Annotated in this window: 8 protein-coding genes; all 8 read right to left on the reverse strand. The window is 57.4% G+C overall.

What is annotated here, in order from left to right; translation table 11 throughout:
• Window positions 1-12 precede the first annotated feature (12 nt).
• Complete coding sequence (locus ACTQY5_RS04805; protein ID WP_022486876.1) at window positions 13-492, reverse strand: OmpH family outer membrane protein; 480 nt, start codon at window positions 490-492, stop codon at window positions 13-15.
• Window positions 493-529: 37 nt separating this feature from the next.
• On the reverse strand, window positions 530-2743 hold the full coding sequence (locus tag ACTQY5_RS04810; RefSeq protein WP_441368885.1) for a BamA/OMP85 family outer membrane protein: 2214 nt from the start codon (window positions 2741-2743) through the stop codon (window positions 530-532).
• A 183-nt stretch (window positions 2744-2926) separates the two neighbouring features.
• Complete coding sequence (locus ACTQY5_RS04815; protein WP_441368886.1) at window positions 2927-7252, reverse strand: translocation/assembly module TamB domain-containing protein; 4326 nt, start codon at window positions 7250-7252, stop codon at window positions 2927-2929.
• A 233-nt stretch (window positions 7253-7485) separates the two neighbouring features.
• On the reverse strand, window positions 7486-8778 hold the full coding sequence (locus tag ACTQY5_RS04820) for a TolC family protein (RefSeq protein ID WP_022486873.1): 1293 nt from the start codon (window positions 8776-8778) through the stop codon (window positions 7486-7488).
• Between the two features lie 97 nt (window positions 8779-8875).
• Window positions 8876-10129 carry an MlaD family protein gene (locus ACTQY5_RS04825; protein ID WP_279127822.1) on the reverse strand — a complete coding sequence of 418 codons (1254 nt, stop codon included), beginning with the start codon at window positions 10127-10129 and terminating at the stop codon, window positions 8876-8878.
• A gap of 4 nt (window positions 10130-10133) precedes the next feature.
• On the reverse strand, window positions 10134-10886 hold the full coding sequence (locus ACTQY5_RS04830) for an ABC transporter ATP-binding protein (RefSeq protein WP_022486870.1): 753 nt from the start codon (window positions 10884-10886) through the stop codon (window positions 10134-10136).
• 1 nt (window position 10887) lies between these two features.
• A complete protein-coding gene (locus ACTQY5_RS04835; protein ID WP_302158176.1) occupies window positions 10888-11670 on the reverse strand; it encodes an MlaE family ABC transporter permease in 783 nt (260 codons plus the stop codon).
• 129 nt (window positions 11671-11799) lie between these two features.
• On the reverse strand, window positions 11800-13566 hold the full coding sequence (locus ACTQY5_RS04840; protein ID WP_154487798.1) for a SpoIVB peptidase S55 domain-containing protein: 1767 nt from the start codon (window positions 13564-13566) through the stop codon (window positions 11800-11802).
• Window positions 13567-13604: the final 38 nt, after the last annotated feature.

Below are 13604 nucleotides of genomic sequence, written 5' to 3' on the forward strand. Positions count from 1 at the left end.
CCTGTCCCGGAATTATTTCTTGGCTTTTTTCAGCTGGGCGGTTACATCCGCCGTAACGTCCAGACCGCCATAGACCACAGCACCCTGGTTGACCACCACGGTGAGGCCCTTGGTCTTGCCTACGGCCACAATGGCGTCATCCACTTCTTTCTTGACCGGTTCAATCAGTTCCTTCTGCTTGTCTTCCAGTTTTTTCTGGTATTCCGCAGCCAGTTTCTGTTTGTCCGCATCGCTCATGTTCTTGGACTTTTCTTCAAACTCCTTCCGGCTGTCTTCAGCAGCCTGCTGGAGCTGGGTCTGGGCATCTGCCAGACCGGGAGCCGCAGCCATCACCTGGTTGTAGTTCACTTTGCCGATGGCCGAATTCATGGTGGCGTCACCGCCTCCCAGGTTCTTGCCCTGGATGGCCAGGACGAAGATCCCAACCACCATAATGGCCGCAATAGCCAGAGAAATGACCTTGACATTTTTCTTGTGGGCCAATTCCATCATTTTACTATCCCTGCTTCCTTGTTATGCAATTTGTTTATCAGAACTGACCGCCAAAGCTGAAGTGGAAGCGGCCTCCACGGTCGCTGCTTTCCAGCCGGTAGCCATAGTCTAGCTTAATGGGACCCAGCGGGGAATTGATCCGGAGACCGATACCCACAGAGTTCTTCAGTTTGCCCAGGTCGTAATTGGATTCGTCGTATTCCTTGCTCCAGGCGTAGCCTGCATCGGTAAAGAATACCCCCTGGACTTTCTTGATGATGGGATACCGGAATTCCAGGGATCCCTTCACCATGCTGTTGCCCTTGAACTGGTCATCCCGGTAACCCCGGAGGATGTCGCTGCCGCCTAAGCTGAAGCGCTGGGACAGAGGCATATCCCCGTTGGCATAGCCGGCTCCCAGGTTGAGAGCCCACACATTGTCCTTGCCCATCCGGTAGTAGTACCGGTAGTCGGCCTGGTATTTCTGGAAGTTGAAGTCCCCGCCGAAGGAGGCCACTTCCACGGAATAGGCCGTCCGTTTCCCTTCCCGGGGATCGTAGATGTTGTCCCGGGTATCCAGGGTACGGGCAAAGGTGATGCTCCGGGTGATCCCGAAGTTCTTCTTCATCCGTTCGTGTTTGTCCCAATCGAAGTCGTCAGGATATTCGTGGATATAGTCATAGCCATTTTGTCCGGCTTCGAACCACTGAGTGCCGTAGCCGCTGACGGGTTTCTTGTATTTGTCGTCCCGGTTCTTCAGGGTGATGCTGTTGGTGATGAATTCGTTGTCGGTGACCCGGCTGAAGAACAGTTCCTCACCGGTACGTTTCTTGTAGTACCGGGCGATTTCATCCCCGTCCCGATTGTAGTCCACGTACTCGTTGGTCATGTTGTAGAAGGTGAAGCCGGCAGTAGTTTCCTTGTCATCGATCCAGGGCTTCACATAGGACACTTCGAAGTTGGCCTTGGTTTCAGAGTCGCCGCCGAATTCCCAACGGGCGCTGACACTGTCCCCGGTGCCCATGAAGTTCTTGTCCCCGATGCTGACCATACCCAGGAAGCCGTCGGCATCACTGTAGCCGGCGCCGATCCCGAAGGTACCGGTGCTGGTTTCCACCACGGACACTTCCACGGAAACAGTGTTGGGCATCTGGCCCGGGTTCAGACGGATGTTCACGTCTTCAAAGAAGCCCAGGTTGTAGATCTTCTGCATGGCCCGGCGGGCTTTCTTGGCATTGAAGGGTTCGCCCTTCTTCATGCGCATTTCCCGGATAACCACGTAATCCTTGGTCTTGGTGTTGCCCTTCACCCGGAAATCTTCGATGACCCCTTCCGCCACCTGGACGATAAGCCGTCCGTCCGGCTGCATCCGCACATCGGCCACTTTGGCCAGGATGTAGCCCTGCTGGCTGTAAAGGCTTTCCACCTTCCGGGCGCCGATGTTCACATCCCGGGAGTTCAGGACCTTCCCGATGGGCAGATCCAGTTCTTTTTTAATGTCCCCGGTGGAGATCACCGTGTTTCCTTCAATATCCAGGTCCGTAAGCACAGGATTTTCTTCCAGCTGGTATTTGATCTGGACCCCTTCCGGGACTTTGGTGAACACCGGACGGATATCGTAGAACCAGCCGGTTTCGTAGAGAGCCCGGATATCATCCTGGAGCCCTTCCTTGGTGAACTTGGTGCCGGCCGGCATCTTCAGCACGTCTGCCAGTTTGGCCGGATCCTCATGGGAGGCGCCTTCCAGGGTCACTTTGGTCACTGTCTGGCCGATAAAGGGAAGGGATTCCTTTTCCACTTTGGCATACTGGTTTTCCTGGGTGGTGATATCATAGTCGGACAGGACGGACTGCTGGAGGATGCTCCGGCCCGGCAGCTGCTTGTTCTGGGCTTCCTGGATTTCCTTCTGCTGGGTCATCCGGGCTTCCAGCTGTTCTTCATCAGCCTGGGCCTTTTCCTGTTCCTGTTCCAGTTTCTTCTTGCCGACCTTTTCGATATAAGTGACACCGTTCCGGCGGACTTCCCGATATCTGGGCTGTTCTTCTCCAGCAGGAGCTGCTGGAGCAGCCGCTCCCGCCGGCTGGGCAGCAGTCTGGCTCTCCGGAGCCACCTCGATGGTTCCGATGCCCTGTCCTTCTTTGGCGGCCGTTTTGTGCGGCCCCAGTTCCACTTCCTGGCTGTGGGTGATTTCTGCGGCATAGACCGGAGTGGTCATGGCCAGAGATGCCAGGACAGCGACGGACAGCTGCCGCCAGTTTACATGTTTTTTCATAGAGTACCCTCCGTACAGGTTTTTGCTGTCAGTATCTACTTGAAAATCAACGATTAATTATACCATATCCCGTTTATTATACCTTCTATGGGATAATATTTCCAGTCCTGGAGTGTGAAAAAAGGGGTGTGAATAAATTCACACCCCGGTCACAGGCTGTTGCAAAGGCAACAGTCCCTTCTTTTAAAACCTCGTCCGATACTGTACCCCATACCACCGGTTGTTGTCTTCATCGATGGATACACCCAGATGGACTTTGGGAGCCACCCGGTACCCGGCGTACAGGTTATGTTCTTCTCCGTCGAAGCTGGTGGTATAGCCCAGCAGCAGCTTCCGGCCGAAATACCGGCTCAGCAGCACGTTGTACTGGCGCCGTTCCTGACCGGTGGCTTCGTTGGCCCGGTTGGTATCTGCGGAGAAGGATACCAGGTTCTGGACATTGCCGCTGTAGATCCGCAGTTCGTCCAGACCCAGGGCGTCCTTGATGGCGTCTTCCACATCCGCCAGGAAGGTCATCTGGAGCCCGGCATCCACCAAACCTCTCCAGGCATCGTCCCCCAGGCTGGCGTCGTCGGTTTTCAGGGTCAGGAACCGCTTCAGGGTGTTTTCATCCTGGGGCGGATCACTGGACAGTTTGATCACAATGTTGTCCAGGCTGAGCGGCCCGCTGGCCTTGGCCAGGATATTGTACTGTCCCAGACGGGTAAAGGCCGACATGTTCACATTGGGCACAAAGGTCCCGGGACGTGGCCAGTAGATTTCCCCGAACCCGATGTTGAACGGAGTGCCCAGATATTTCAGCCGGCTGCCCCGGTTCACCCGGATGCTGCCGTTGATCTGGGGGAAGGCCGTGCTGCCCATAATGTGGAACTGGCCTTTCAGCCACAGGTCCATAAAGGCTGCATTGTACAAATGGAGATTGTTCCCCAGGTCCACGTCGATATCCAGTCCGATGTCCGAATTTCCCTCCCCGAATTCCGGGATGGCGGACAGCCCCAGATACCCTTTGTCCAGTTTGATGTTCCCGCTGAGGAAGGGTTTGTTTTCCTTGTGCTCCAGGTCGAAGTTCCCGTTGAGTTTCCCCTTCACCATGGAAGAGACCAGTTCCACATCCTTGATGGCCAGATTCAGATGGTAGGGTTTCCCGGACACATCATTGAGAAGATAGGAACCGGATGCGGTGATGCTGCCGTTTTTCCCGGTAGTGGTGGAGAATTCCTTCAGGGTAATGGTCTTGCCGCTGAATTCCCCATGGAACTTCATGTTGTCGAAAGTATTGTCCAGGCCCCGGAACTTTACGGTACCCCCGTCCAGATCAATGGATCCGTTCAGGCTGTAGTCCTCCAGGGTACCGGTAATATCCACCCGGCCGCTGGTGGGGCCGTCCGCCCACTGGACCCATTTGGTCAGGGTGGGCAGGATGGCCAGGTTCCCGTTGTCCAGACGGACTTCCAGGTTCATCCGGGACTGGGGATTCTTCCGTTTGGCCACCGGCCGGAGCAGGTCCATGGGGAAAGTGCCGTAGGCACTGATCTTGTACACATCCCGTTGGATCAGGAACTGGTCCAGATGGAACATGTCATTCCGGAGGGTAACCATGCCGTACACATTGTCAAAAGCCACTCCGCTGATGCTTCCCTCCTTCATTTCCAGAGAGAAGTTCCCGTTGGGATCGTCCAGGTTCCCTTTCAGCTGGGCCACAATGTTCAGTTTTCCGTTCACATCCGGAGGATTGTCCATGCCCACGGTGAGCAGCTTGGCATTGGCGTCACTGGTGGCCAGTTCCAGGTCGATAGTCCGTTTCCGCATGTCAAAGTTCCCCTGGGCGGCCAGGAGCCCGCCGCCGCTTTCCTGGGCCTGGAGCTTCCGGATCTGCCACAGACCCATATGGGTGTAAATATCGAAATCCGCCGAAGCAAAGGGCACTCCGGCCACTTTCCCGTCTTCCACTTTGCCGATGATGGTCATGCCAGTCCGGGGGCCGTCCGGATTGGCTTCAATACGTCCGGACAGATAGCCGTCCACGTCCGCTTTGATGCCCCCCATCTGGAGCAGGGACCGGACATTGCCTTTGGTTACGTCCACGGTCCACTGGAACAGCTTCCGGTCAAAGTCGAATTTGGCTTTCAGGGCATAGTCCCCGCCGGTTTTCTGCTGGAAGGTTCCCTGGAAGGTGTTTACATGGCCGGCCTGGCTCTGGAAGGACAGGGCCAGCCCGGTGAATTCCACTCCGTTGATCAGCACGGAATCCGACGACAGGACCCCCTGGAACAGGGGCCGGCTGGTGTGGCCGGTAATGCTGCCGCTGAAGTTCACGAATCCGGCCAGGTCCACACTGTCCTTCAGCCAGGGCAGCCGGAGCAGGTTGATGTTTTTGGCGTCCATCCCCAGATCCAGGAACCCGTCCCGGCTGACGGTGCCGCTGAACTGGGCAGCGCAGGTCAGAGCCTGGACATGGAAATCTTTCAGAAGAAGGAGCTTCCCGTCATAGGTGTAGTCTCCGTCCACTTCGTCCACCAGGAATTTGTTTACGGACCCGTCCCAGGCGTGGACATGGCCGGTGAAAGAAGGATTGGACAGGGGCCCCTTCACGGCAATGGTATTGGTCAGATTCCCGGTAACCGGCCAGGGGGAATGGAAAGCTTCGCTGAAGGGCTCCAGCCGGATGCCCCGGGTTTCCAGGGTCAGGTCCAGCTGAGGCTCGCTGCCGGAAAGGTCCACGCTGCCGTCCAGTGCATGGGTGCCCTGGGCCAGGTTTACTTCCACCTTGTGGAAGCTGGCTTTCCGGTCCTTCCATTCCAGAGCTCCGTGGGCTTCCTGGATGGTCTGGCCCAGCAGTTCTCCCTCCCGGAAGGAGAAGGCCCCGAAGGCTCCCGGTGCGTCGGCGGTACCGGACAGGAGCAGGTGGGTGGAAAGCAGACCTTTGCCTTCCTGGCCCACAGCGGCCAGGAGAGGATCCACCGGCAGGTCGGTAATATAGATATCTCCCTGGAGCTGCCCCCCCTTCAGACTGGCGGTGCCGGCCAGGGCGCCCCCTTCTTCCGTATAGCCGGAAATCCGGCTGAGGGTGAAATTGCTGCCGTCCACGGATCCATCCAGGGCAATCTGCTGGAGCTTCAGGTTCCCCCAGGCAAGGGACAGATCACTGGAAAGGGTTTCCATCTGGAGCGTCCCGTCCTGATACTTTCCTGCGGCATAAAGGGTGCCGTCCAGGATCAGGCTGCCCAACCGGGGTACAAAGGTTCCGGCGTCCACCTGGTCTGCCGTAAGGGCCGCCTGCCCCTCCTGGGCTTCCCAGTCATAGGAGGCTTCGACCGTAACAGAACCCCCTCCCAGGCTGGCTTTGGCCCCATCGGTTTCCACCCGGTGATCCCGGAAGGAGAAGGGCAGGGTCACCTGGTCCGCCTCATAGCCCTGGAACGTCAGGGCCGGACTGGTGAAGGTGCCGCTGCCGGTAAGATCCTCTTTGGTCCCGTCCACAGCCAGAGTGCCGCTGACAGTGCCGGTTACAGGCAGATCCAGAGGCAGAGCGGACAGGTCAAAATCGTCCAGATCCGCCTGGAGTTTTTCCGCCCGGGGATTTTGGAGATCCGTCAGATCCACGCCCCCGGATACACGGATTTTCTGCCCGTCCACCGTCACTTCCAGATCCCGGGCCTTCAGCCGCAGCTGATCAAAGGAAAGGCCCCCATCGGCTCCCAGAGCCAGATCATGGCCATTCCAGCTGTAGACGGCCCCCACCTGGCGCAGCTGGGCCCGGCCGGAAAGCTGGCTGCCTGCCGCGTTGTTGGTCCAGGTGATGGAAGCATCCGTCAAAGCCCCGGTAAGCTCCGTCACCGGCAGGAACTGTTCCGCCAGAGGGCTGAAATCCTGGAGTCCCATGAGATCTGTCTGGGCGGTCAGGGTTCCCTGCCGGTCCGTGTCCAGGTTACCGGCTACATGGATGGACTGATTTTTCCGGGTCACCGTCAGATCCAGGGCAAAGTCCGGGTTCCGGGCCGGATCGATGGTCCCTTCCACCCTGGCATCCCAGGTGCCATAAGGCAGATGAAGTTCCACCCGGCCGTTATGGATGGCAATGAGAGCTTTGAAATCGGTGCTGGAACTCTGGCTTTCCTTCAGGAGATGGGCCACATTCCATTCCTGTTTGTCGTCCTGGACCAGGTACAATTCCGGCTCATCCAGGGTGATCCGGGTCAGGATCCCCACCGAACTGCTCCCGGAAAGGAACTTCAAAGGATCCACCTGGAGGGACAGGGCCGGGATTTTGGCCACCAGGTTCCCGCCGGCATCGGTCAGCTGGAGGTTCCGGGCGGTGAAGGTCAGGTCCGGGCTCACTTCCATGGTTTCCATCTGCAGTTGTCCGTTAATGTATTCCCCGGCGGCGTTTTCCACCAGAGGGACGGCCCGCTCCAGCCCTGTAGGAAGGAGCAGCTTCCACAGGACCAGGTACAGCAGGACCAGCACTCCGGCCAGAACGGCCAGCCGTTTTTTACCTTTGGTACCCATCAGGGCCTCCATATCGATTGTCGTGAATCGTGGGTCGTTCATCGCGAAACCCACCACCATGCTGCGCATGGTCCCCCGCCCTTGAAAAGGGCGGATATAAAGCGCGGGCTGCTGCCCGGCGCTTACAAGGGAAATGCAAATTAATTAATTTATCATACACAACATAAGTATAACAGGTATAGAGGGAAAAAGAAAAGGGCTGTTGCCTGCGCAACAGCCTCTTCTTTGCTCTTTTATTCGTTTTCCACAGGAACACCCATGCTCTGTTCCAGCAGGGCAGTGGAAGTATTGTAGTCATACAGGGCCTGGATGTAGTTGTTCTTGGCGGTGGTGAGAGCCACGGACGCATCCATTACGTCGGTGTTGGTCCCTACGCCGGCCCGGTACCGGAGCTGGGCGATACGGTAATCTTCTTCCGCCTGGGCCACAGCCACTTCCGTGGTCTTGATCCGTTTTTCCGCTTCCCGCATGCTCAGGTAACTGGTCCGTACGGCCAGGCGCACCTGATCACTGATCTGCCGGTAGCTTTCCTGGGCTTTCACCACATTGGCCTTGGCTTCCCGGACTTTGGCGGCGTTGACCCCGTAGTCCCAGATGTTCTGGGTGATGTTGAGCCCCACCGTCCAGTTGTCCCGGTTCTGGCCCGGGAAGGTATCATTGCTCCAGGCGTTGGAAGCTCCCAAGCTTACCTGAGGCAGGCTGCCGGAGTTGGCAATCTTCTGGGCGGCCTGAGCCATACCCACGGAGGCTTCCGCCTGGTGGATTTCCGGCCGGTTGGCCATGGCATAGGTTACGCAGTTGTCCAGGGTGTAGTCGTTGGGTTTGTATTCCAGTCCCTGGCTCAGGTTCAGCCGGGTGGCAGTGGGCAGCCCGATTACGTTGTTCAGGGAGGAAACAGCCACTTCATAGTTGTTTTCCGCCTGGGTCAAGGTCTGCTGGGCGTTGACCAGTTCCACCTGGGACCGGAGCACGTCGGCTTTGGCCACTACCCCTACGGCAAACTGGGCCTGGGTGTTCTTCAGATGTTCATCCAGACGGTTCACGGTTTCCTTGTCCAGGTTCACGGTGTTGGCGGCCTGGAGCACATCATAGTACCCCTTTTCCGCATTGTACCGGGTGGTCTGGTAGGAACTGCTCATCCCATACTGGTAGTAGTCCAGGTTCTTTTTGGCCTGGTCGATGACCCCTTCCAGACGGCCTCCGGTATAGATGGGCACCGTAATGCTCACTTGATTGGAATGATTGTTGCCGATGACATTGGACTGGTATTTTTCTGTACGGCCGCTGGTATGGGAGAAATCAATGCTCCCCCACCGGGCCCCCTTGGCCTGGTCCAGTTCCGCCTTGGCCGCATCCAGTTCAGCGGCAGAGATCTTGACGCTGGAGTTGTTGTCCAGGGCCATGCGGACAGTTTTCCCCAGATCCAGGTTTACGGTTTCCGGGGTGGCGGCCCCCACTGTATGGATAGAAAGGGCGCTCAGGATGACAGCGCTCAGAATCATGCTTTTGGTATGGAAATGCTTCACAATCAGACCCTCCTGTACTTTCTGACTACCTAGTCAGCTTTTATTATTATAATCAGTTGAAAAAGTAAAGTCAACCAAACACTTTTTAAACTTTTTGTCAGAATCTGGCCCGAAGCCCCAGGTAGGTGGTGTCGGAACCATGATCAAGCACGTCCATGCTCTCTCCGATCAGGGAAAGTTTGGGACTGAAGGCCCATTCCGCCCCCACTTTCAGTTTGGCATCATCGAAATCATAGAAATCGGTGAACAGCTTGAATTTGGGAGACAGGATCCAGTCGGCTCCCACGCCGAATTCTCCTTCCATAACACCGGCCCGGCCCCAGATGTACTTGTTCAGCTTTTTGTTGTAATGGAAGTCCACTTTGTCCCGGTCCCCGATGTCCGAAACCCCCAGATAGGCATAGGTATCTTCCTTCAGGGGCAGCTTCACTCCCATGTCCGTCCGCCATTTGCCTTTTTTGTCATTGTACAGCACATCCGCCTGGACCTGGGCATCGGTGACCACTCCCAGGATCTTGTCCGCCTTCACAGTGGTGGATTTGGCATGGTGGATGGTCTCCTTCAGGTCCTGCTGAGTCTGAGGGTCGGTGACCACATTCTGCAGGGCCTCCGCCGTGTTCTGGATCTTCTTGCTGGCATCCGCCATATTGGCTGCCATGGCTGCCACGTTCTGACCGGTGGCTCCATCAGCATCCGCCTTGTCCATAATGCTGTTCATATGGACGGACATTTCCTTCATCTGGCCCACCATGGTGCGGATATCACCCTGGTTCTGCTGGGCCATGGTGGCCAGGGCCTTGGTGAAGTCGTTCATGTTCTTGGCCACTTCCCCGGTCTGGACAAAGCCTTCCCGCATGGATTTCTGCACGTTCTTGTCTCCGAACACATTGCTGAAGGCATCCACCACCACTTCCAGCTTGTCCAGCACCCGGCCGGAGGAATCCATCAGTTTGTCGATGCCCCCTGCCTGCTGGCCGGTAATGGTTTCCCCTGCCTTGAACACCAGGCCGGTGGCGATTTTGGGAGGAGCGATGGTGACGAATTTGGTGCCCATGACCCCGTCCATACCGATGCTGAACTGGGAGTTACGGGGAATCTTCTGTTTTTCGTCCATCTTCATGACCACTTTCACCTTGGACCCGTCCACGATGATGTCATCCACCTTCCCTACCGGGACCCCGGCGAACCGGACTTCATTGCCCACTTTCAGGCCGTTTACATCGTCGAACATTACATTAAGTTTGTAGGTCCGGCCGGCAAAACTGAACACCCCCAGGAAGGTGAGCATCAGGGCCAGGATCACGATGCCCCCCAGGGTGACGGCACCGACTTTGACTTCATCTGCTTTCATGATCTTACTCCTTGTCTTCCAAAATATCACTGCGCAGGAACGCCCGCACCAGGGGTTCCCGGGTATGTCTGGCTTCGTCCACCGTGCCGGAAAAGACGATGTGCCCATGGCTGAGCATAAGGATCCGGTCCGCACAAAGGAAGGCGGAAGCCATGTCGTGGGTCACCAGTACCCCGGTGATGCCCAGTTTTTTCTTGGTATCCAGAATCAGCTGACTGATGTTGGTGGCCATAATGGGGTCCAGCCCGGCAGTAGGTTCATCGTACAGGATAATGTCCGGCTGGAGAGCCAACGCCCGGGCCAGGCCCACCCGTTTCTGCATGCCCCCGGACAATTGGGCCGGGTACACATGCTCGTTGCCGGCAAGGCCCACCGCTTCCAGCAGGTCCCTGACCCGCTTCTGGATGGCTTCTTCCGACATGCTGGTGTGCTGACGCAGGCCGAAGGCCACGTTTTCTCCCACATCCAGGAAATCGAACAGGGCGGAATACTGGAACACCATGCCCATGTGCTGGCGCAGCTGGTTCCACTGGTCTTCCGTATATTTTTCCACCGGCTGGCCCTGGATCAGCACCTGGCCCCCCTGGGGCTTCAAAAGGCCGATCAGCAGCTTCAGCACAGTGCTTTTGCCGGTACCGGAGGGACCGATTACCGCCAGGGTCTCCCCTTTGGCCACGGAAAAATTCACCCGGTCCAGGATCACCTTGGGCCCGAAGGCCATCTCCACATTCCGGAATTCAATGACAGGTCGTTCCATTTCAGCCTCCATGGACATACAGGATCACCGACAGGAAATAGTTGGCGATAAAGATCAGGATAATGGACAGCACCACGGATTTGGTGGTGGCCATGCCCACACCTTCAGCCCCCTGCTGGGCGTTCAGACCCTTGTGGCAGCCGATGATGGCGATGATGGCGCCGAACACGGCTCCTTTGATCAGCCCGCCGATAATGTCCCAGGGTTCAATAAATCCCCTGATGCTTTCCAGGAACATGTGGGAATTGATCCCGGCGTAGTTTTCCGCCACGAACCAGCCCCCCACATCCCCCACAAGGTTGGCATAGACCACCAGCACGGGCATCATGAGCACAATGGCCAGGAGCCGGGGCACCACCAGATAGCGGATGGGGCTCACGGCCATGACCCGGAGGGCATCGATCTGTTCCGTGACCTTCATGGTCCCGATTTCCGCCGCAATGGCCGCCCCAATCCGGCCGGCCACCACCACCCCGGTCAGGATGGGAGACAGTTCCCGGCCCATAGCAATGGCCACGATGCCCCCTACGGAATCCGCCGCCCCAAAACGGACGAATTCCTTGGCGGTCTGGACGGACATGACCATACCGGTGCACAGGATGGTCATGCTCACAATGGGCAGGGAATCAGCCCCCAGCCGTGCCATCTGCCGGAGGACTTCCCGCCGGTCCGCACTGCCGGCCGCCTGACAGGCCGCCAGAAACAGGTTGACCACCCGGCCTGTACGGGCGCACAGGTCCACCATTTTACGGCCCACCCAGCGGCAAAGATCACGACATCCCATGGAAACAACTCCTTCCCTGCATGATTTCAAAAATACGTTACTGATTATTATAACCTATCTGGATGAAAAAATGTAGAAAAAAGGAGTTGCTACACGTGTGGAATCCATACACGTGCAGCAACTCTTTTACTATCTCTTCTTCACATCCACAGTAATGCTGCTTTCCCCGGTTATGATGAAATCCAGGGGGAATTTCTGCTTGTATTTGCTGCCTTTCAGCAGGCCGGTGATGGCGCTGCTCATGCTGCCGGAGGTGGTTCCCGCCGCCCGGGCCGCAGCCCGTCTGCTGGGCCGGCTGTCCCCGTAGGAGGGCATCAGGTCCACCACCACTTCGTTGTTGGCATCCATTTCATTGAATTCCGTCAGGAAATCCTTGAACTGGCGCTGGGAAGACTGGAACATGGCGCTGTCGTCCTCTCCGGTGCCGTCCCCTGCATCCTGTCCCTGGGCGGTGTTGGCCCCGTTCCGGCTGTTCCGCTTGGCCAGGGCCTTGCTGATCCAGGTGGTGGCATTGCCGCTGCGGACGATCAGGTTCATGGGGCCCGCCGGCTGCTTGTCCGGGATCTTGAAGTTGATGGTCCGGGTGATTTCCTCAGACCGGTAGGGCTTAAAGGTCAGGGTAATGGGCAGGTTCCCTCCCTGGACTGCCGTGAGAGGTGCCGAGGCTCCCACCATCTCCGCCACTTCACAGCTGGAGGTGGTTTCCACATCCACATTGATGTCCTGGATGGTCACCTTGTCGAACCTGTTGTTCATGAGCATATCCGTAGCCACGTTCAGTTCCGAATCGGTAAGCTTCCCGATGTCCGAAGCGCTGTAGAACATGTTCTCCCGACGGAGCCGGATGGGGCCTTCCTTTTCCCCCTGGGCGGTGATGGTAAACCGGATCCGGGAGGTGCCCCCTCCCTTTCTGTCCTTGGCCATGCTGACGGTGTTGTAGGTCACCCCGTCCACCAGGCTGGGCACCAGGTCCTCATCGGTGATCAGCTGGACATTGCTGCTTTTGTGCAGTCCCCGGTCCTTGTCGGTGACGGACACGTACATGGGGATGATGGGAGCGTTCTCTCCTTCTTTCCCGGCAATGCCGCTGAGACGGTCCTGGCTGATCCGTCCCAGGGTCTTGCCCAGGGTCCCCACTTTGAAAGCGCTCTGGATGTTGGGCACGGAAGCAAAGATCCAGGCATTGGTCATGAAATAGTTGGAATCTCCATGCTGGAGGAAGGGATGGCCAAAAGCCAGGATCCGTCCTTCATCGTCAGTCCAGGTCACCGTGCCGATGGCTCCGATGACCATATCTCCCCGGACCATGGAAACCCCCACGGAACTTCCCGGTTCCAGCTTCACATTGTCCAGTTGTTCCGTCCCTCCCGGCACGGCATAGGAGGTAAGGCCGAAAGGAGACAGGTTTTCGTTCAGATGGGCCACCCCGTCAGCGGTAAAACCGCTGACCATGAGAGGGGTGCTCTTGGGCAGGAAGACGGAAGGCCGGGGATCGGTCTCGTCAAAGAGCCGGAGCATTTCGTTGATGGGGGTCAGGAAACAGTAGTTGGGGTCGGAAAAAGCCTGACCATAGGCCACGGCTCCGGCCAGCCGGCCGTCGATGTACACCGGGCTGCCGCTCATGCCCTGGGCGATGCCCCCGCTTTCCTTCAGCAGAGGGCCGGACGCCTTGATCAGGATGTTGTAGCCCCCGGTTTCCGTACCGGTGACCCCCAGGACTTCCACATCAAAGGTTTCGATGTCCGCTCCCCGGATCACTGTTTTCCCATATCCCTTCATGCCCGGTTTCAGCTCTTCCACGGCAATGGTGGGAATGGCGGCACTTACCAGGGAAACCGCCGCCACAAGGCAGCCCAGGGTCAGCACCAGGAGCCGCTTCCACTTGAAACAACGCATAATTCCTCCTGTAAAAAAGAGGGTGTGACTGTGTATTT

Source organism: Acidaminococcus sp. HCP3S3_H5 (assembly GCF_052122235.1).
In the GTDB taxonomy this organism is placed as follows: Bacteria; Bacillota; Negativicutes; order Acidaminococcales; family Acidaminococcaceae; genus Acidaminococcus.